This window comes from Streptococcus sp. 'caviae' (assembly GCF_001937065.1).
Lineage (GTDB): Bacteria > Bacillota > Bacilli > Lactobacillales > Streptococcaceae > Streptococcus.
This window is the reverse complement of the sequence record NZ_MOWR01000002.1, coordinates 70,440-89,262: the sequence shown is the minus strand read 5'-3', so window position 1 is coordinate 89,262 and position 18,823 is coordinate 70,440. Positions and strand designations below refer to the sequence as shown.

Here is an 18,823-nt window from a genome sequence, read left to right as displayed (position 1 = left end):
ATTTGCTGCGGGTGCTTTCTTTTATGAAAAATCGTCTTTACTATCCCTGTCCGTCTCAGACTGATGTTGCGCTTTTAAGTCAGAAGCTTCCATTGTTTTACTGACAAAAATAACACTGATCATTTTGGCAAGTGAAAAGACAATGAGAAAAACGAGAAACAATTTTTCCATAACAGATCTTTCTCCTTTGGCTATAAGTACATGTAAGAAGCGGCTCTCCTAGATTTCTTCAAGCGCAAATGGCGGCAAATCATCTGGTTCGTTTAAGCCTTTATATCTTTTTTTCTCTCTTTTGGCATTCCGGACAAAGGCCATATATCAGAAGCTGCGTCCGTGTGACGTCATAGCCGGTTTGCTGGCGTACCTCCTCCTCAATTGAAGAAATATCGGCATCTGCAAAATCCGTAATCTTACCGCAGGACTCGCAAACAATATGCAGATGCTCATCACCCATAAAATCAAAATATGCTGTATTATCATTGCTGAGTTTGAGCTCTACAACAAAGCCTTCATCTATCAAAACTTTGAGATTGTTATAAACGGTCGCTAAACTCATGCTGGGATATTGAGGAAGAAGGTCGCGGTAAATCTGCTCTGCACTCGGATGATGGTGAGCATTAATCATATAAGCAATAACTGCCTTGCGGGTCTCCGTAATACGAATATGCTTTCTCTTAAGGTGCGTCAACACATGATTGTAGACGGCCTGTTTTGGATCATTGTCATAGACATGCAGTACCATTCTTAGTCCCAGCTCCTTTCTATTTATCTTTTTCTATTATACACTATTTTTACTTAAAGGCGTAAAAGAAGGCTTAAATGGTAAAAGAACAGTTCAGTCTTGGCTTATTTTAACAGTATAATCCAGTAAGTTTGTCTTTTGTCCGTAAGATTAAAGCATAACAAAAACCCTGCTCATAAAGCAGGATTTTTAGACTGTCCTATAATTATTTTACAGCGTCTTTAAGAGCTTTACCAGCTTTGAATGCTGGAACTTTAGAAGCTTTAATTTCGATTTCTTCACCTGTTTGAGGGTTGCGACCTTTGCGTGCTGCACGTTCGCGAACTTCAAAGTTACCAAAACCGATAAGTTGCACTTTTTCACCTTTGGCAAGGTATTCAGATACTGCTGAAAATACAGCATCAACCGCTGCAGCTGAATCTTTCTTAGTCAATTCAGTAGCTTCTGCAACTTTTGCAATTAAATCTTGTTTGTTAGCCATTTAACAAATCCTCCAATAATTTTATAAGCCTTATAGGCTTTAACAGATTCTATCATACCTAAAAAACTTAGATAGGTCAAGTATTTAATGCCGTTTTAACGGTTTTTCTTTAAAATATCAAAGTTTATTTCATCAGTTGCCAAATTGATAGCTGTAGATTTCAAATAAAGGCCGCTGTCATTGTCAATATTTTGCAAATTGATATTAACAACAGACTTCTTGGGGAGAATTTCAACAAAACTTGGCAGCTTGTAGCTGGATCTGATGTAGCTGAGCACCTCAGCTTCCGGCAAGGGCAGATTGCCTACTGACATTGAGGTCACTTTCAGCTGAATGGCTCCGCTTTTTAGGTGGTAAGGCTCAAAATAGATGTAGAGCGGCACCTGAGATCCCAGAAGCTTATAACTTCCCTGAAATTCAATGTTCGTTGATGTCAGGCGCACATTGTAGTTCATATCTTTAGACTGATAGTCATTTAAGTAGCTTGCCAGGGTTTGATTGAGCTCTTCCTTAGTTGTAGTAACGGTGCCGACCTTAACCGGATTTGTTATCGTCTGGCTGCTCTTAGAAGCATCTGCAGAGCCTCCCATTACTCGACTGATAATAACTCCCCAAAAAGCAATGTTGAGGGCTAATAAAAGCAAGAACCCCCACTTCCACCAGTTTCTTTTAGTTCCAATTCTTTTTTGTTTCACTGATTTTCTCCATTACTGCTTTTGACATGATCTGATAACCGACATTATTGGGATGAAAGCGATCATCCTCGGAAAGGACATTGTTGGTTATCTGGCCAGAATCACTTTCACTGCTCGGAGTTTCAACAGCTGTCTGACCGCTGTCAGTTCCCTTATAAAGCAATTCATTAATCGATACAAAATAAACATTCTCATATTCTGCGGTAACCTTCTGTGTTCCTTGGTTCCACTTGTCAATAATTTCCTGCATCTGCGTCAAATCAGGAAAATTTAAATAATAGGGATTGTAGATACCAACCACATAGATAGGCAGGTTCTTATTTTTTTGTCTGGCCAGTTCGATAATTTCTCTCAGATGTTTCTGATAAACCTGAGCTGGTTTTGTAAAAGAAGATGCCTTCAAATTGGTCAAATCTTTTCGGATAACAGCCATAACATCGTTGCCGCCGACTGTCAGCGTCATCAGATTAGCCCTTGTAAGACTTTTTTGAATCTTTTTTTCTTCAGACATCCGTGTCAGAATCTGCTGGCTGGTATTGCCTGAAACCCCGTAATTATTGCTGGCTACATCATAATGGTAGCTTGTCTGCAGTTCCTGTGACAGCAGCGGAATAAAACCGCCCTGCTCTGTTGTGTCCCCAACACCCTCTGTCAGGGAATCTCCGATTGCAACATAATTAAAGGTCGCTGATTTCTTTATCGACAGCTTCTGCCCCAAGTGCTTCAGGCCGGACTCTCTGACCGGAATTAAAAAGTAAAATAAGAGACTGAAAATAAGAAGGCCTGCAAGAAAAAAAGCAAGTCCTTTAGGAAGTTTTTTATTCATAGTGCACCATCACCGCAAAAGCTCCTTCACCTGTGTGAGTCTGAATGACTGACCCTGTTTCAAAAACAGCAATTTCTTTTTCAACATAGGCCTGTAATTTATCTCTGAGACCCTTGGCAAGTTCTGCAGTACCCGCATAAGAAATACCAATCTCAGCAATTTTCCGATCTTTGATGTGAGCAATAAAGCTGTCCAGCCATTTATTGAAAGTCTTATTGCCCCGCCCTTTTGTAACGGGATTTAAGACGTGGTCTTTGAGTTCCATGACCACTCTGATATTAAGCAAAGAACTGATAAGCCCTGTGACACGGCCAATCCGTCCGCCTTTAACCAGATTTTCCAAGGTTGAAACGCCAATGAACAGTTCCGTTTTCTGTTTTACTTCTTCAATCTTGGCTAAAACCTCTTCCAAACTGCTGCCGTTCTTAGCTGCCCGAGCAGCTGCAACAACTTGAAATTTCATGGCCTGATCCGTAAAAGAAGAGTCCAAAACAGTAACATTGGCCCCAGCAATATTGGCTCCCTGACGCGAGGCTTCAACCGTTCCTGATAAAGCATGGGTAATATGGATGGCAACAATCTGCTCTGCGCCTTCTTTGAGAAGGTGCTCATAGGTTTCAGCAAATAATCCCACAGGCGGCTGGCTGGTCTTAGGAAGCGTCTTGCTGTTTTTAGCCAGGGCGCGAAACTGACCTTCCTCCTTAAGATTATTATCGGAATAAACCACACCGTCAACCATAACAGTTAAGGGAACCACCGTAATATCCAATTCCTTAACCAACTCAGGCTCGATCGTAATCGACGAATCGGTGACAATTTTAATTTTGCTCATTTTTGATCCTGTTTCATTTAGCTTTCTAATTTTATAGTATCGCTTTTATTATACCAAATAATCACCTTTTAGGGGAAATTTTGCAGAAGAAAAAGTCTAAAGGCACTGCAGCCTTTTAAGATTCTTGACTAAAAGGAATTTCTTCGATAGGTACCGGGCTTATTTATCAGTAAAAGCGACTTTCTTTACCCTTTTACAAGGATGACACTGCCACATCTGAGAGCTATTTTTTACACTGCTTACTCATTTACTCAGCAATTCTCTGGCCTGCTGACGGGCAGCTGGGGTGACATTGTCTCCTGCCAGCATCTTGGCAATTTCTTCAACTCGTTCATCCGGGCTCAGAAGATGGACAGTTGAAACAGTAGAGTCCTCATCGCTTTGCTTTTCAATGAAATATTGATAATCACTGATGGCAATAACCTGAGGGAGGTGTGAAATAGCCAGAACTTGACCGTGTCGGCCAATCTTATAAATCTTTTGAGCTATGGCCTGCGCCACGCGGCCTGATACACCGGTATCAACCTCATCAAAAACAATGCTGGTCTTATCCTCACGGCGGGAAAAGGTCGATTTAATGGCCAGCATCAAGCGAGACAGTTCTCCGCCGGAAGCTACCTTAACCAAAGGTTTGAAGCCTTCTCCCGGATTTGCTGAAATATAAAACTCAACGTTTTCATTTCCCTCACGGTTGAACTTTCCCTTGGTGAAAACCACTTTGAAATCGGCCTTATCCATGTAAAGCTCTTTTAATTCCTGCTTGATTTCTTTGGACAGGTGATCCGCAATGGCATGGCGCTTTTGGCTGAGCTCTGCCGCTGATGCCAGTAAAGACTGCTCCAGCGATTTTAAGTCTTTTTCAATACCGTCCAAAGACAGATCATTTCCTGTTAAATGATCATATTCCTTGGTGATATTGGCAAAGTAATCCAAGACATCATCTGCTGAACCGCCGTATTTGCGGGTAATCGTATTGATCGTATCTATCCGCGCCTCAATCTGGGCTAGGGCATTGGCATCAAAATCCAGACTGTCCAGAATATCTCCCAAACGCTTGCTGACATCTTCCAAAATATAATAAGATTCGCTGAGACTGTCGGACAATTCCTTGTAGTCAGTATCGTATTCTTCCAGACTTTGCAGATCGTTCATGGCAGAGCGGACATTTGCCAGGCTGGAAAAATCGTCATTATCCAGCAGAACATAGGCATTGGTCAGGGTGTCCACAATAAGCTTGTGATTCATAAGCTTATCGCGCTCTTTTTGCAGTTTCAGGTCTTCGCCTGATTTAAGGGCGGCTGCTTCAATCTCAGCTATCTGATACTCCAGCATCTCAATGCGTGCCTGGTGTTCTTTTTCGTTCTTGCGCTGATCAAGGACACGTTTGCGCAGGCTTTTATAGCGGTCAAACAGCTCCTGATAGGTCTCTTTGACTGTTTGAAAATCCTCATCGCCAAATGCATCTAACAGCTGGATGTGTTTTTGCGGACGCATGAGCTCTTCTTGGTCATGCTGACCGTGAATATCCACTAAATATTGACCGACAGCACGCAAAGTGCTCAAATTAACCATCTGACCATTGATACGGCTGATACTGCGGCCGTTTTGCAGAATCTCCCGGCGAATAATCAGTTCATCGGAATACTCGATGCCATTATCCTGCAGCAGCTGCTCCAAAAACGGATTGGCATCGATGGAGAAGAAGCCTTCAATCTCTGCCTTAGAACTGCCGTGGCGAATGACATCAGTGCTGGCTCTGCTTCCCAGCATCATATTCATGGCATCGATGATAATAGATTTCCCGGCACCTGTCTCACCAGTCAAAACAGTCATCCCCTGCTCAAAGCTCAGTGAGATTTCTTTGATTATGGCAAAGTTTTTTATGGCAATTTCTAAAAGCATGCTCCCTCCTTTTCAGTCTAATCTTTCATCCAAGTCTTTATTTCCCGACGGATTCTGTTACTGTCCTTAGGACTTTTAGCCAGCAAAAGCAGACTGTCATCATCGGCAATCAGACTAAAGATAAGCCCTTCAAACCGTTCGAGCAAGAAACGTTTAAGCAGGTAGCTGGTTCCCGGCACAACATCAATATGAAGGAAATTTTCCAAACCGGAAACTTCATCGGAGACAGCTTTAACAGAACTTTCTGCAGGTTTAGGCGCAGAAGCTTCTTTGCGGCTGTTTCCTTTAGACAGACCATAGATATACCGGCCGTTTGCAGTCGGCACCTTAATAATCCCCACTTCATTAATATCACGGGAAATAGTCGCCTGTGTTGCCTGCAGACCTTCTTTTTCTAAAAGCCCAACCAATTCATTTTGGGTTTCGATGTCATTTTCTAAAACAATCTTTTTGATTAACTCTAAACGTTCACGCTTTTTCATTCTTTTTAAATTCCTCGTGTGCTTGGTCAACAACAGTCTCAATACTTGCTGCAGCCTTATTTTCAGGCTGGTCCGATTTTTCTAAATGGGCTAAAAATTCAATATTGCCGTGCCCGCCCTGAATGGGTGAAAAATCCAGCCCCTTAACTGTAAATCCGCAATCTGTTGCAAAAGCTGTCACGTCTTTCAAGACGTTTTTATGAACCTGCCTGTCCTTAACAACCCCATGTTTGCCAATCAGTTCTCGGCCGGCCTCAAACTGAGGTTTAATCAGTGCAACAACCTGTCCTTGGTCCTTTAAGACCTTAAAGAGCGCCGGCAGTATCAAGGACAGTGAAATGAAACTGACATCAATAGAGGCAAAGGCCGGCTGACCCTGCTTAAAATCCTTAGGCTCTGCATAGCGAAAGTTGTACTGCTCCATGCTCAGCACGCGCTCATCCTGACGCAGTTTCCAGACTAACTGATTGGTTCCGACATCAACCGCATAAACAAACTTGGCACCATTTTTCAGCATGACGTCCGTAAAACCGCCTGTTGAGGCGCCAATATCAAGGGTTATCAGATTGTCCACCGAAATGGAAAAAACATCTAAAGCCTTTTCCAGCTTGAGTCCGCCGCGGCTGACATATTTTAACTTTTCGCCCTTTAATTTTAATTCAGTTGCCGCATCAATTTTTTCGCCGGGTTTATCATAACGTTCCCCATTGATGACATTGACAACCAAACCGGCCATCACTCCCCGTTTAGCCTGTTCTCTGGTATCAAAGAGGCCTTGTTTATAAGCTAAAACATCCACTCTTTCCTTAGGCATGGAGGCGCAACCTTTCTATCATCATTTCAATAGCACTGCTGTCAAAGGAGCCGTCTGAGGCAAATGTTTGAAAAATGACCTTGGCCTGATTAAGGGCATCGTTTAAAACAGCATACGATTCATCCAGCCCCAAAAGGCTGGGATAGGTTGATTTTTCAGCAGCCAAATCCTTTTGCGGTGTCTTACCTATTTCAGCAAAATCCGCTGTTACATCCAAAATATCATCACGTACCTGAAAGGCTAAGCCAACCAATTCTCCCGCTCGACGAAGCTGACCGATGGCTTTTTCCGGCAGCTCTGCTGTAATTCCCGCAGCCACAAAAGGAAAAGTCAAAAGTTTTCCTGTCTTATTGGCATGAATCTTGGCTAAATCAGTCAAATCCAGCTGAACGTGCTCACCTTTAATATCCAGCATCTGACCGCCAACCATGCCATAGGTTCCTGAAGCTTCCGACAATTCGGCTACCAAGCGTATTTTGATCTTATCTGCTAAGTCAGCCTTGGCCAGCAAACCAAAAGGGTCCAGAAAAAGACTGTCACCCGCCAGAATCGCTGTTGCTTCGTCAAATTTTTTATGATTGGTCAGCTGTCCCCGCCGGTAGTCATCATTATCCATAGCAGGCAGATCATCATGAATGAGACTGCCTGTGTGAACCATCTCCAGACTTGCCGCCACTTGATAGTGAGCTTCTGTTAAGCTCAACCCAAACCCCTGCAGCACTTCCAGAAACAATAAGGGTCTGATCCGCTTGCCACCCGCATGAATGGAATACAAGACAGCATCAATAAGATCTTTGGAAACGGCCTCTTGAGCATAGTAGTCCTGCAGAGCTTGGTCAATTTTTGTAATCTTCTTATCCACAATCAGTCCATTTCCGCTTCGCTGCCATCAGCCTGCATAACCTTTACCAGGGTCTTCTCGGCTGATTCCAGAGTCTTCTGCAAATCCTTAGAGAGCACCATGCCCTTTTGAAATTCAGCAATGGCTTCTTCCAGAGGAACATCACCGTTTTCGAGTTTCCCGACAATTTCCTCTAATTCCTGTAAATTTTCTTCAAATGTTTTCTTCTTGTTCGACATTTTCTACCTCCGCTTGAACGTGTCCGTCCTTCATGGCCAGACTGAGACGGTCGCCTTTTTTAAGGTCCTTGGCTGACTGAATAATCTGACCGTCCTTTTGGACAATAGCATAGCCCCGTGCGACAATTCGCTTTGTATCCAGTGACAGCAGCGCATCCTGTGCCTTTTCAAAGCGAGCTAATTTACTGTCGTACTGGCTGGTCATGTGGCTTAGGAGCAGACGCTGGGTCTGCTTTAATTGTTCTTGGTATCGTTTTATCGTTCCCGACAGATCCAGAGACAGCAAACGCTGCCTTAAAAGTTTTTCTTCTCGGTCATGGACATCGTAGGTCTGCTGCACTCTGGTCAGCAAACGTGTCCTCAGATGGTCCAGCTTTTGAACATAAGCATCATAGAGCCTTTCCGGCTGCCTAAAAATAACAGAATGCTGCAGTTTCTTAAGCTGCTCATCCTTTTGCCGAATCAAGCGCATGACAGCCTGATAAGACCGCATCTGCCTTTCCTGAAGAAAGGCCAGCAAATCAGCCTTGGTCACAGGTGTCGCCAATTCGGCTGCTGCCGTTGGCGTTGCTGCTCTGCGATCTGCCGTAAAATCAGCCAAGGTTGTATCTGTTTCATGCCCGACACTGGAAATAATGGGCAGCTGTGAATCAAAAATAGCCTGCACCACGATTTCCTCATTGAAAGCCCAGAGGTCCTCAATAGAACCGCCGCCGCGGCCGACAATGAGCAGGTCTAAATCATCACGCTCATTGGCCAAACCAATGTTGTCAGCCACTTCCTGCGCGGCTCCTTCGCCCTGTACCTTGGTTGGAAAAAGCAAGATATTAACTCCGGGGAAACGGCGCGAGACCGTAGTGATAATATCTCTGATAACCGCACCGCTAGGACTGGTGACAACACCAATCTTTTTGACAAAACGCGGCAGAGGCTGCTTATGGCGCTCATCAAAATAACCGGCCTCAGCCAGCTTTTTCTTGAGCTGTTCAAACTGAACCGCCAAGGCACCAATGCCATCCGGCTCTGCTTTTTCAATGATGATGGAATAAGAACCGCTGGGCTCATAAAGCTGTACGCGCCCGATGACATTGATCTTTATGCCTTCTTCCAACTCAAAACCAAGTTTTTGGTAAATACCGCTCCACATGGTCGCCTGAATGACAGCTTTTTCATCTTTGAGCGAAAAATATTGATGTTTAGGCCGTTTTCTAAAATTAGAAACCTGACCTGTCAGATAAACCCGCTCCAAATAAGGATCACGGTCAAATTTCAGCTTCAAATATTTAGTCAAAGATGACACCGATAAATACTCAGCCATGGAACTCCTTTCCTAGGTTATCAGGTCTTGGATTGCCTCAGCTATCCAAACTGCATAGTAATACAATTATAGCAAAAAATACAGAATTTAGCAGACCTTAGACAGGAAAAAAGCTGCCCCAAAAACACTGCGGCAGCTCTGTGTATATAAAAAGTTATTCTGCTGATAAAGAACCAACTGAAATTTTACAGCTATCCTTGTTCTTAATTGTCAGCTTCAGCAAATTGCGCTTGAAAACAGAAAAGAATACGTTTACAATATAAGATAGAATAGAAATGGATGGTTATATGGAAAAAGTTATTATTTTTGATATGGACGGTGTCATTGTTGACTCAGAATACACCTTTTTTGAAACCAAAACACAGATACTGCGCGATGAAGGAATTGACGCAGATGAATCTCATCAGTATCAATACATGGGAACTACTTTTGAATTCATGTGGCAGCAAATGAAAGATGAATTTAACCTGCCAAAATCAGTGGCCGAATACATAGCCGATATGAATGCGCGTCGGGATGCCTTGATGGCACGGGACGGCGTAAGGCCCATCAAAGGCGTTAAAACCTTAATCCACTGGCTCAAAGACCATGGCTACCGCTTAGCAGTAGCATCATCTTCTCCCTTACAAGAGATTAAACGCGCTTTAACAGAACTTGAGCTGGCAGACTGTTTTGATTATATGGTAACCAGCGAAGAGGTTCCCCGTTCAAAACCGGCTCCCGATGTTTTCTTATACGCCGCTCAGCTCTTACAGGCCCAACCGGCTGACTGTATTGTCATAGAAGACACCAAAAACGGCACCCGCGCCGCTAAGGCTGCGAATATGTATTGTTTTGGTTTTGCTAATCCAGACTACCCCGCTCAGGATCTAAGTGCAGCTGATCAGCTAATTACGGACTACAGTGACCTTTACCAGTATCTGAAAGACTAGGCTGTTGGCTACAGTATTTTTACTGTGACAGAGACTCCTCGCTCATTTCTTTCATCCACTTTGGCAGTTCCTGACTGATTCTTGTGGGTAAAACCACATAAGCCCTTTGCGCTAATGTTTGAGCAATAGCAGAGTGAAGATAGGCAGCCGCGGCAGCTGTTTCAAAAAGATCTGATTTAAACTGGGCGGTAAAACCGGCTATCATACCGGCCAGAGTATCGCCCATGCCGCCGGTTGCCTGATAGGGACCGCCTACGCGAAGTTCTCCGACACGATTGCCTTGATAAATTTTAGTGCGATGCGATTTAGCGACTAGCACCGTTCCTTTAGGAAAATGGGCCAGCGCTTTTTTTGTTTTATCCTCAGTCTGCTCTGAAATCGCAAGACCGGACAGCCTTTCCCACTCTTTTTGGTGGGGAGTGAGGATAATGTTTTTAGTTAGCCATTGAATGCCGGTTTTTTTAGCCAGCAGATTTAGAGCAGAGCCGTCAATGATTAAAGTCTGCCTTGTCCTGATTGATTTCCACACCGCATCAAAGGTCTTTTGAGCTAATTCATCTTCAGCCAAGCCCGGTCCAATAAGAATGACATCAGCCGCTGCCGTCTGTTCGGACAGGCGGTCTTTTTCTGCCATATCAAAAGCCATGGCCTCAGGCAGCTGGCTGTGCAGGGCTGTGATATTGTCTTTATGGGTAGCAACTGTCACCAAACCTGCTCCGCTGTTAACACAGGCCAAAGCAGCCATGATAATAGCACCGCCGTAAGGATAGTTGCCGCCAATTAAAAGAACACGGCCAAAAGTCCCCTTGTGACTTTCAAGAGGACGCGGCTGAATAATTTTTTGAGCTAAAATTTCATCAATAATCATTTGATCACACTTCTTAAAGCTGCTTGATAGGTTTGTTCCAGAAGCATGGTAATAGTCATGGGACCGACACCTCCCGGAACAGGGGTGATGAGACTTGCGACTGTGGCAACTTCGTCAAATTTGACATCGCCAATCAACTTGCCATCATCGTCACGGTTCATGCCAACGTCGATAACAACAGCACCTTCCTTGACAAAGTCTTTGGTTACAAAATGTCCCTGACCGATTGCAACAATAAGCACATCAGCCTGTTTGGCTACCTGAGGAAGCTGGCGCGTCCGTGAATGCGTTAAAGTAACTGTTGCATTTTTATCGAGCAGTAACTGCGCCATGGGCTTGCCGACAATGTTGGAGCGGCCAATAATAACCGCATGCTTGCCTTCAAGATCCACCTGATAAGCACTCAGCATTTCCATGATGCCGGCCGGCGTGCAGGGAACCATGACTGGTCTGCCGCTCCACAAATGTCCTGTATTCATAGGGTGAAAACCATCAACATCCTTATGGGGATCAATAGCCAGAATAATTTTTTTATCATTAATATGAGCGGGAAGAGGCAGCTGCACCAAAATACCGTGAATAGATGGGTCTTGATTATAGCTTTCGATCACATCAATTAATTCTTCTTCACTGATGGCATCTGACAGGCGCACTGTCTCGCTTTTGAAGCCTGCTTTCTTAGCTGCGCGCTCTTTATTGCGGACATAAACCTGACTGGCCGGATTATCTCCCACCAAAATGACCGCTAATCCCGGAACAAGATTGTATTTTTCTTGCATGCGTGCAACTTTCTCAGCCAGCTGAGCCTGCATCTTCTGTGCCAGTGCTTTACCATCAATAATTTCTGCCATGTGTCTCTCCTGAAATAAAACTAAATCTATTATATCAAAAAAGAGCGGGAAAGAAGCAAAAATTTTAAGTTTTGCTTCTTTCCCGCTCCCGCACAGTTGACTGGACTTTGCACTTTATCCTTGCGACAAAAGGAAAAGCAGCCAGCAGTGGTTCATTGCTGCTAAAGCACCTGATAAACTGTGCAGGGGTAAGACTTCTTGGCTTAGCCAGCAAGTCTTACTCCCAACCACAGCGTCAAGTGTTTATCTAAACGTTTCTTATATTTAAATGCTACAGACAGTTCAAAAGATTGCTCTTTCCAGCAAACAGTCTGCTTTCTAGTCTGTTTTAGCTGATTTTTTGATTTCCTCTTTGATTGGACAGGCACAGCTGCAATCTCCGCAGGAACCCTTTTGTTTGAGATAATGGCGCATGCCCAAAAAAACACAGACGGCAATCAGCAGGGCAATAATAATTGTTGACATCTATTTCTCCTTTATCACTCGCGTATGAGACCTAAATTATCCAAAGTAATGACCTCTTCCTTAATCTGACGCGGTTTTCTCACAATGAAATAAAGCATTGCTATCAGCACGGCAACAGCTACTCCTGTCCAAAAGGAGAAGGGCCTGCCATACAGAGCCACAAGACCCACCTGGTAAATAAGGAGACTGACCAGATAGGCAAGACCGGTTTGAAAACCGATTGCTGCCAGAGTCCATTTGAGATTCCCCATTTCCCGCTTGATGGCTCCAATAGCCGCAAAACACGGTGCACAGAGCAGATTAAAGGTTAAAAAGGAATAGGCCGCTAAAGCACTGTAATCTCCCTGAAGACTGGCCCACAGCGAATGCGTGGTTTCTGTCGCATTGGGATTATGATAGAGAATGCCAAAGGTCGCAACAACCGTTTCCTTAGCAGCAAGGCCGGTAATTGCCGCTACGGTTGCCTTCCAGTTGCCAAAGCCAAGCGGTGCGAAAATCCAGGCCAGCAAATGACCGAGGCCGGCCAAGATACTGTTTTCTGTATCAACGGCCTGAAGGGCAAAGTTATAAGAACTCATAAACCAGATTAAAACAGTTAAACTGAAAATAATGGTTCCTGCACGCTTGACAAAGCTCATAGCCTTACCAAAGGCATAACGCAGGACTGCATCAGCTTTTGGCAGATGGTAGCTTGGCAGCTCCATGATGAAAGGACTGGTATAGCCGCCAAGAAAACTCGTTTTCTTAAGGGCAATTCCTGATAAAACAATAGCAGTCATCCCCATAAAATAAGCACTGGGAGCAATCCAAGGATTATGCGGGAAGAAGGCTCCTGCAATCAAAGCAATGATGGACAGCTTGGCCGAACAAGGCATGAAGGTTGCTGTCATAATAGTGATGCGCCGATCGCGCTCATTTTCAATGGTCCGGCTGGCCATAATTCCAGGAACACCGCAGCCTGTCGAAATTAACATGGGAATAAAAGATTTGCCTGAAAGTCCGAAACGTCTGAAAATCCGGTCCATGACAAAGGCAATCCGGCTCATATAACCAATATCTTCCAAAATTCCCAGACAGACAAAGAGGACAAAAATCTGCGGCAAAAAGCCAAGCACTGTCCCAACACCAGCCACAATGCCATCAATAATCAGCGACTGCAGCCAAGGCGCTACTTTTAAACTCTCCAAAATCCCTGTCACAAAATCAGGAACATATTTGCCGAAAAGGACATCATTAACCCAATCGGTACCGATAGTTCCTACCGTTTGAATGGACAGATAATAAACCAAAAACATGACTCCTGCAAAGATTGGCAGTGCCAATATCCGGTTGGTTACAACCTTATCAATCTTATCAGATATGGACATCTTAAAGTCACTGTCTTGACCCTGTGCCATTTGGCTGACCCGCTCAATGAAGGCGTAGCGCTGATTGATAACAATCGATTCTGAGTCCTCTGTAAAGATTTCCTCCGTAATATGGATAATATCTTCAATCTCTTTCTTCTGAAAAGCAGATAAATCCAACTCTTCTTCAACTAAGCGGTCGCGTTCAAATAACTTTATCGCGTAAAAGCGCTGAGAACGCTCCGGAACCGTCTGACCGAGGACTTCTGTAATCTGAGCAATGGCTGCTTCAAATTTGGCATCATAAACCGGATACTGGACGCTGTCAACACTGGCTTTCGTTGTTTGGCTGGCCTTTTTAACAGCCTTGTCAATTCCAGTATTTTTCAAAGCACTGGTAGCAACAACCGGGACTCCCATCTGGTAAGCCAGCTTTTCAGCATTGATGATTTTCCCCTGACTTTTTAAAACATCACTCATATTAAGAGCAATCGTTACAGGAATGCCAGTCTCAATCAACTGGGTCGTCAAATACAGATTTCTCTCTAAGTTGGTGGCATCAACCACATTTAAAATAGCATCTACATGATTGCTGAGCAGATAATCACGCGCCACCTTCTCTTCCGGGCTGTAAGGAGACATGGAATAAATTCCCGGTAAATCCTGCACATTGACTCCCTTTAGTTTTCTGACTTGGCCGCTTTTGCGTTCAACAGTTACACCGGGCCAGTTCCCAACATGCTGGCGGGTACCTGTCAGTAAATTAAAAAGACTGGTTTTTCCGCTGTTGGGATTTCCAATCAAAGCAATTTCTGTCATTTTTTCCTACCTATCTATCTTTACAACACTGATCATTTGCGCTTCAGATTTTCTAAGCGTCAGCTCATAGCCGCGCAGGCTAATCTCTATTGGATCCCCCAAAGGAGCAACCTTGCGAAGATAAACCTTGGTATGACGTGTCAGCCCCATATCCATTAAACGGCGTTTAGCCTCATTGACAGCAAATATATTGTCAATATAAGCAAATTCGCCGACCGGCAGCTCTGATAAAGGAAGTACTTCTTCATTTTCCTTATCTTCACCGACATCTATTTTAGCTAAAATGGAGTCATCAAAAGCAAGACGGCTTGATTTTAACATGACAATAGCACTGGATTTCGTCTTTGAAATCAATTCAACACGGCCGCCAACCTTTAAGCCCAGATTAGAAAGATGCCTTATGCTGGCTTCCGGCAGATTGATACTGACAATTTTATAGGGGGTGTTTGTCTTTGCTTCTTGTAATATCACTGCTGCACTCTCCTTTTCATTGGTCAGACTAAGACTTTCCTGTCCTCATTATAGCATATAAAAAGCCTTGATTTAAGCGGTTTTCAAAGATTGGAATCATTCCAAAAACCTCAAATATCCCAGAAATCGTCTTTTGTTTCAGACAAGGAACAAACCTAACTATCAAATGTTCCTTATCCCTGTAACATACAAGAGATTCTATGCTTTTGAAAAGATATAAAACAGTTAGTCGCTGGAAAGCTTAAAGGCTGCCGTTCAGACAGCCTGATATGAAGCCTTTTGTCAAGTTCCTTTTATATTTATGGATACTATTATTCTCATTTTGAGCAAAGAAAAAAACAGCAAATCCTTTTGATTTACTGTTTCAAAATTGCTCTATTCAATTAGACAAACTGGAATTTGCCAGTCTTATTTGACTTTCTTTGGTTTCTTTTCGGGCAGTTCCGCATACATGCCATCCAGAAGTTCCAGAACAAGTGCCGTATCTTCAAATCTATCAAATACATGCATCAGTGTCTTTGAGCCTTCATACGGATAACGCAGTTCAGAATCTGCAAGCAGTCTGTTCGATGTCGGCGTCCTCTTTAAAAACAGTTCATTATTGCAAATGTCACCAATCAGCTTACCGTTAAAATATACAAGGTATCCACCCATCATGGATTTTATGACAATATCGCCTGCTGCGGAAAAAACTTCACGAGCATATTCGTTAAATTCATTCACTGCGATTACCTCCACAACTTTTAATTTTCTTATCTGTGCAAACTACAAATTATCAACTTATCCAATCTTCCTTTTTTAAGCAGGTTATATGTTCTGTTCTCACTTCGTTCTACACACTGCAAAACGAAATCCCTGGCACAATTTTCTCTCTGACAAAGAAGCAAGACGCAAATGTTGGTCACCTTTCTTTACAAGACTTTTCCTAAGAAATCCTTGGTTCTTTCTTCTTTGGTATTTTCGAAAACCTCCTCAGGCGTTCCTTCTTCAACAATGATCCCGTCATCCATAAAGATGACACGGTCAGCAACTTCACGCGCAAAGCCCATTTCATGGGTCACAATCGCCATGGTCATCCCTGATTTAGCCAGATCCTGCATGACACCCAGCACTTCTCCAACCATTTCCGGGTCAAGGGCGGAAGTCGGTTCATCAAATAAAAGAACGTCCGGATCCATAGCCAAACCGCGTGCAATCGCAATACGCTGCTGCTGGCCTCCCGACAGACTGGAAGGATAAGCGTCTGCCTTATCTCGCAAACCGACCTTATCCAAGAGCTGATAGGCCTTCTCTTCAGCTTCAGCTTTAGTGAGCCCCTTGGTTTTGATAGGCGAAAGTGTAATATTTCCTAAAACGGTCATATTGGGAAAGAGGTTGAATTGCTGAAAGACCATTCCCATCTTCTCACGCATTTTAAAAATATCATTGGATTTATCGGTAATATCCACACCCTCAAAAGTAATGCTTCCTTTGGTCGGCACTTCCAAGAGATTCATCGTCCGCAAAAAGGTTGATTTTCCTGAACCTGACGGCCCGATAATTACCAGAACCTCTCCTTGCTTGATATCAAGATCAATTCCTTTAAGTACCTCATTTTTACCAAAATATTTGTGCAGGTTTTTAATACTGATAAGTGTTTCTGACATTAGCTGTCTCCTTTACCAAAACGGTTTTCAAGTGATTTGACCAGTGCTGACATCAGCGTCGTCACCATCAAATAATAAAAGGCACCAAATAACAGCGGGGTCAAAGGCAGGTAGGTTGCCGTGACAACTGACTGAGCACCGTTCCACAGCTCCATAACACCGATGGTCTGTAAGAGTGAGCTGTCCTTGATAATGGTGATAAATTCATTGCCCAGAGCAGGCAGGATATTTTTAAAGGCCTGCGGCAAAATAACATAACGCATGGCATTGGCAGGCTTAATTCCTAATGAATAGGCAGCTTCCAGCTGCCCCTTAGGAACAGCTTCAATACCGGCACGGACAATTTCTGAAATGTAGGCACCGCTGTTGAGCGACAAAACAATAATTCCGGGCAGAAGCCGTGAAAAATCCAGGTCCAAAACACCGAATTTAACAATGGGCATATTGGCAAAATGCAGAACAACGAAGGAAATCATGATCTGAACGACCATAGGCGTTCCGCGGAATATCCATACATAAAATGACACCAGCCAGTTTAAGAATTTGATATTGCTGCGTTTAATCAAGGCCACCAGAACACCAATAATAGTCCCGAAAAACACCACGCAGGCCGAAATCATGATGGTAACTAGCACCCCATAATTAAAATAAGCCCAATATTTAGATAAAAATGAAAAGTCCATAAACTGCTCCTCTGAAATGATATGAAATATTATATTATAATTTGAATAAAAATACAAGCTATCTTTATCAGTCTTTTACTAGGCTTGACCATTGATAAAACATGGGTAACAGACACGGTATAAAAAAACTGTAAACAAAAACAATGTCTGACAGACGGGTGCTTTAGCTCATCTCGCACCTATGGGAACAAGACGAGCTGACGTCTCATAAGAAAAAGGTTGGAATTTTCATCCCAACCTCCTATAACCATTTGATGCTAGTAGAGTAAATCGTAGATTTCCATAGCGATGAGATCGATACTGTCAAAAGTATAAGTCTCACGCGCAGCAACATCCCGCAGTGTAAACACAGGACCGTTTTCCGGATCATTATTAAATGAAACTTCGGCAACGACAGCACCGTCACGTTCAAAATGACGCTTTAAATTACTGCTGTCGGTCGTCATTAATTCTAAACGATTAATAATTCTCACTAAATGTGATTCCATGGTATTCTCCTATCCGTTTTTTAACTCTTCTTATTTTAACACAAATAAGTCAAAAAAACAGTAAAATCATTCATTATTAGAGATTTTTTAGAGATTGATACATAATTGCTTTAATGGAGTGAAGACGATTTTCTGCTTCCTGAAAAATAGACTGACTGTGTTTCTGGAAAACAGCATCAGTAATCTCAAGTTCCGCATAACCGTACTGTTCATAAATCATTTGACCTATTTCTGTATTGGTATCATGGAAGGCCGGCAGGCAATGCAAAACGATAGCTTCAGAATTAGCCGTCTGATCAAGCAGGTCTTGATTAATCTGATAAGCCATCAGCAGGTCGATTCTTTCCTTGAAATCCACCTCTTCTCCCATTGACACCCAAACATCTGTGTACAAAATATCTGCTCCCTCTACCGCAGCAGTATCCTCTGTAATGGTAATCCTCCCGCCAGTCTGGTGCTGCTTAGCCAAAGCCACAATCTCTTCTTCAGGCTGCAGGGCTTTGGGAGCAATAATTTTCACATTAATTCCCAAAATAGCCGCAGTCACTAGTAAAGAATTGGCTACATTGTTGCGGCCGTCTCCCAAATAGGCCAGTGTCAGTCCTTCTAATTTCCCAAAGTGTTCTTTGACCGTCATAAAATCAGCTATCATCTGTGTTGGATGCCAGATATCTGTCAAGCCGTTCCACACAGGAACTCCTGAAAATTCAGCCAGCAGCTCCGCACTTTCTTGCTTGAAGCCGCGGTATTCGATACCATCAAACATGGAACCGAGAACTTTAGCCGTATCAACAACAGATTCCTTTTTCCCTAATTGTATTTCATTGCTGCCCAAGTAGGTCACATTCATTCCCAGATCCTGCCCTGCAACAGTGAAGGCACTTCTGGTTCTGGTAGAGGTTTTCTCAAAAATAAGAGCAATATTTAAGCCTTCCAGATATTTATGAGGAATTCTTTCCTGCTTCAATTTTTTGAACTGCAAAGAAAGATCAATCAGAGCTTCCAGTTCTTCTTTCGTATAATCTATCTCTTTTAAAAATGATTTTGCTGCTGTCATTCCAATCTCCTTGTATTTTTATACT

23 protein-coding genes are annotated in these 18,823 nt (G+C 43.2%); 1 reads left to right on the top strand and 22 read right to left on the bottom strand.

The annotated features are described in order from the left end of the window. Positions 1–21: 21 nt before the first annotated feature. The 12 genes from BMI76_RS10750 to xseA form a co-directional block, all read right to left on the bottom strand. Positions 22–171 carry a hypothetical protein gene (locus BMI76_RS10750; RefSeq protein WP_180372823.1) on the bottom strand — a complete coding sequence of 50 codons (150 nt, stop codon included), beginning with the start codon at positions 169–171 and terminating at the stop codon, positions 22–24. A gap of 100 nt (positions 172–271) precedes the next feature. Further along, positions 272–742, bottom strand: a complete 471-nt coding sequence (locus tag BMI76_RS02510; RefSeq protein WP_075346034.1) for a Fur family transcriptional regulator — start codon at positions 740–742, stop codon at positions 272–274. Between the two features lie 205 nt (positions 743–947). Continuing rightward, the gene (locus tag BMI76_RS02505) at positions 948–1,223 is read right to left on the bottom strand and encodes an HU family DNA-binding protein (RefSeq protein ID WP_027975724.1); all 276 of its coding nucleotides are present in this window, start codon (positions 1,221–1,223) and stop codon (positions 948–950) included. A 95-nt stretch (positions 1,224–1,318) separates the two neighbouring features. Next, a complete protein-coding gene (locus BMI76_RS02500; protein ID WP_075346033.1) occupies positions 1,319–1,918 on the bottom strand; it encodes a YpmS family protein in 600 nt (199 codons plus the stop codon). After that, a complete protein-coding gene (locus BMI76_RS02495; protein ID WP_075346032.1) occupies positions 1,893–2,744 on the bottom strand; it encodes an SGNH/GDSL hydrolase family protein in 852 nt (283 codons plus the stop codon). The genes BMI76_RS02500 and BMI76_RS02495 overlap by 26 nt, the downstream gene beginning before the upstream one ends. Then, the gene (locus BMI76_RS02490) at positions 2,737–3,576 is read right to left on the bottom strand and encodes a DegV family protein (protein WP_075346031.1); all 840 of its coding nucleotides are present in this window, start codon (positions 3,574–3,576) and stop codon (positions 2,737–2,739) included. Before BMI76_RS02490 ends, BMI76_RS02495 begins: the two co-directional genes overlap by 8 nt. Before the next feature lie 243 nt (positions 3,577–3,819). Beyond that, positions 3,820–5,478 carry a DNA repair protein RecN gene (gene recN, locus BMI76_RS02485; protein WP_075346030.1) on the bottom strand — a complete coding sequence of 553 codons (1,659 nt, stop codon included), beginning with the start codon at positions 5,476–5,478 and terminating at the stop codon, positions 3,820–3,822. Between the two features lie 17 nt (positions 5,479–5,495). Beyond that, on the bottom strand, positions 5,496–5,960 hold the full coding sequence (locus BMI76_RS02480; RefSeq protein WP_075346029.1) for an arginine repressor: 465 nt from the start codon (positions 5,958–5,960) through the stop codon (positions 5,496–5,498). Beyond that, positions 5,947–6,774 (bottom strand): TlyA family RNA methyltransferase, encoded by an 828-nt coding sequence (locus BMI76_RS02475; protein ID WP_075346028.1) that lies wholly within the window; start codon positions 6,772–6,774, stop codon positions 5,947–5,949. Before BMI76_RS02475 ends, BMI76_RS02480 begins: the two co-directional genes overlap by 14 nt. Next, the gene (locus BMI76_RS02470; protein WP_075346027.1) at positions 6,767–7,636 is read right to left on the bottom strand and encodes a polyprenyl synthetase family protein; all 870 of its coding nucleotides are present in this window, start codon (positions 7,634–7,636) and stop codon (positions 6,767–6,769) included. The genes BMI76_RS02475 and BMI76_RS02470 overlap by 8 nt, the downstream gene beginning before the upstream one ends. A 2-nt stretch (positions 7,637–7,638) precedes the next feature. Then, positions 7,639–7,854: an exodeoxyribonuclease VII small subunit gene (locus BMI76_RS02465; RefSeq protein ID WP_027975732.1), complete on the bottom strand. Its 216-nt coding sequence runs from the start codon at positions 7,852–7,854 to the stop codon at positions 7,639–7,641. After that, a complete protein-coding gene (gene xseA, locus BMI76_RS02460) occupies positions 7,829–9,172 on the bottom strand; it encodes an exodeoxyribonuclease VII large subunit (RefSeq protein ID WP_075346026.1) in 1,344 nt (447 codons plus the stop codon). The genes BMI76_RS02465 and xseA overlap by 26 nt, the downstream gene beginning before the upstream one ends. A 287-nt stretch (positions 9,173–9,459) precedes the next feature. Between xseA and BMI76_RS02455 the strand changes: the two genes are divergently transcribed. Next, positions 9,460–10,104, top strand: a complete 645-nt coding sequence (locus BMI76_RS02455) for an HAD family phosphatase (protein WP_075346250.1) — start codon at positions 9,460–9,462, stop codon at positions 10,102–10,104. A 19-nt stretch (positions 10,105–10,123) separates the two neighbouring features. Here BMI76_RS02455 and BMI76_RS02450 read toward each other — a convergent pair whose 3' ends face one another. The 10 genes from BMI76_RS02450 to argF all read right to left on the bottom strand — a co-directional run bounded on the left by BMI76_RS02450 (position 10,124) and on the right by argF (position 18,798). Next, positions 10,124–10,972 carry an NAD(P)H-hydrate dehydratase gene (locus BMI76_RS02450; RefSeq protein ID WP_075346025.1) on the bottom strand — a complete coding sequence of 283 codons (849 nt, stop codon included), beginning with the start codon at positions 10,970–10,972 and terminating at the stop codon, positions 10,124–10,126. Further along, entirely contained in the window at positions 10,969–11,823 is an 855-nt protein-coding gene (locus BMI76_RS02445; RefSeq protein WP_075346024.1) for a bifunctional methylenetetrahydrofolate dehydrogenase/methenyltetrahydrofolate cyclohydrolase, read from the bottom strand. The genes BMI76_RS02450 and BMI76_RS02445 overlap by 4 nt, the downstream gene beginning before the upstream one ends. Before the next feature lie 318 nt (positions 11,824–12,141). Next, positions 12,142–12,288, bottom strand: a complete 147-nt coding sequence (locus BMI76_RS02440) for a FeoB-associated Cys-rich membrane protein (RefSeq protein ID WP_075346023.1) — start codon at positions 12,286–12,288, stop codon at positions 12,142–12,144. 14 nt (positions 12,289–12,302) lie between these two features. Beyond that, positions 12,303–14,453, bottom strand: a complete 2,151-nt coding sequence (feoB, locus tag BMI76_RS02435; protein ID WP_075346022.1) for a ferrous iron transport protein B — start codon at positions 14,451–14,453, stop codon at positions 12,303–12,305. Between the two features lie 6 nt (positions 14,454–14,459). Beyond that, positions 14,460–14,924 (bottom strand): ferrous iron transport protein A, encoded by a 465-nt coding sequence (locus BMI76_RS02430; protein ID WP_075346021.1) that lies wholly within the window; start codon positions 14,922–14,924, stop codon positions 14,460–14,462. 408 nt (positions 14,925–15,332) lie between these two features. Next, positions 15,333–15,647: a TfoX/Sxy family protein gene (locus BMI76_RS02425; protein WP_075346020.1), complete on the bottom strand. Its 315-nt coding sequence runs from the start codon at positions 15,645–15,647 to the stop codon at positions 15,333–15,335. Between the two features lie 188 nt (positions 15,648–15,835). Continuing rightward, positions 15,836–16,570: an amino acid ABC transporter ATP-binding protein gene (locus tag BMI76_RS02420; protein WP_075346019.1), complete on the bottom strand. Its 735-nt coding sequence runs from the start codon at positions 16,568–16,570 to the stop codon at positions 15,836–15,838. Then, positions 16,570–17,253, bottom strand: a complete 684-nt coding sequence (locus BMI76_RS02415) for an amino acid ABC transporter permease (RefSeq protein ID WP_075346018.1) — start codon at positions 17,251–17,253, stop codon at positions 16,570–16,572. The genes BMI76_RS02420 and BMI76_RS02415 overlap by 1 nt, the downstream gene beginning before the upstream one ends. A gap of 257 nt (positions 17,254–17,510) precedes the next feature. Beyond that, the gene (locus BMI76_RS02410; RefSeq protein ID WP_003089333.1) at positions 17,511–17,741 is read right to left on the bottom strand and encodes a DUF1797 family protein; all 231 of its coding nucleotides are present in this window, start codon (positions 17,739–17,741) and stop codon (positions 17,511–17,513) included. Between the two features lie 76 nt (positions 17,742–17,817). After that, entirely contained in the window at positions 17,818–18,798 is a 981-nt protein-coding gene (argF, locus tag BMI76_RS02405; protein WP_075346017.1) for an ornithine carbamoyltransferase, read from the bottom strand. Positions 18,799–18,823 lie beyond the last annotated feature (25 nt).

Coding starts and splice junctions, on each gene's coding strand:
- feoB (WP_075346022.1), bottom strand. CDS start 14,453: ATGACAGAAATTGCTTTGATTGGAAATCCCAACAGCGGAAAAACCAGT.
- recN (WP_075346030.1), bottom strand. CDS start 5,478: ATGCTTTTAGAAATTGCCATAAAAAACTTTGCCATAATCAAAGAAATC.
- BMI76_RS02415 (WP_075346018.1), bottom strand. CDS start 17,253: ATGGACTTTTCATTTTTATCTAAATATTGGGCTTATTTTAATTATGGG.
- BMI76_RS02445 (WP_075346024.1), bottom strand. CDS start 11,823: ATGGCAGAAATTATTGATGGTAAAGCACTGGCACAGAAGATGCAGGCT.
- BMI76_RS02480 (WP_075346029.1), bottom strand. CDS start 5,960: ATGAAAAAGCGTGAACGTTTAGAGTTAATCAAAAAGATTGTTTTAGAA.
- BMI76_RS02475 (WP_075346028.1), bottom strand. CDS start 6,774: ATGCCTAAGGAAAGAGTGGATGTTTTAGCTTATAAACAAGGCCTCTTT.
- BMI76_RS10750 (WP_180372823.1), bottom strand. CDS start 171: ATGGAAAAATTGTTTCTCGTTTTTCTCATTGTCTTTTCACTTGCCAAA.
- BMI76_RS02490 (WP_075346031.1), bottom strand. CDS start 3,576: ATGAGCAAAATTAAAATTGTCACCGATTCGTCGATTACGATCGAGCCT.
- BMI76_RS02420 (WP_075346019.1), bottom strand. CDS start 16,570: ATGTCAGAAACACTTATCAGTATTAAAAACCTGCACAAATATTTTGGT.
- argF (WP_075346017.1), bottom strand. CDS start 18,798: ATGACAGCAGCAAAATCATTTTTAAAAGAGATAGATTATACGAAAGAA.
- BMI76_RS02465 (WP_027975732.1), bottom strand. CDS start 7,854: ATGTCGAACAAGAAGAAAACATTTGAAGAAAATTTACAGGAATTAGAG.
- BMI76_RS02505 (WP_027975724.1), bottom strand. CDS start 1,223: ATGGCTAACAAACAAGATTTAATTGCAAAAGTTGCAGAAGCTACTGAA.
- BMI76_RS02410 (WP_003089333.1), bottom strand. CDS start 17,741: ATGGAATCACATTTAGTGAGAATTATTAATCGTTTAGAATTAATGACG.
- BMI76_RS02455 (WP_075346250.1), top strand. CDS start 9,460: ATGGAAAAAGTTATTATTTTTGATATGGACGGTGTCATTGTTGACTCA.
- BMI76_RS02440 (WP_075346023.1), bottom strand. CDS start 12,288: ATGTCAACAATTATTATTGCCCTGCTGATTGCCGTCTGTGTTTTTTTG.
- BMI76_RS02510 (WP_075346034.1), bottom strand. CDS start 742: ATGGTACTGCATGTCTATGACAATGATCCAAAACAGGCCGTCTACAAT.
- BMI76_RS02495 (WP_075346032.1), bottom strand. CDS start 2,744: ATGAATAAAAAACTTCCTAAAGGACTTGCTTTTTTTCTTGCAGGCCTT.
- xseA (WP_075346026.1), bottom strand. CDS start 9,172: ATGGCTGAGTATTTATCGGTGTCATCTTTGACTAAATATTTGAAGCTG.
- BMI76_RS02450 (WP_075346025.1), bottom strand. CDS start 10,972: ATGATTATTGATGAAATTTTAGCTCAAAAAATTATTCAGCCGCGTCCT.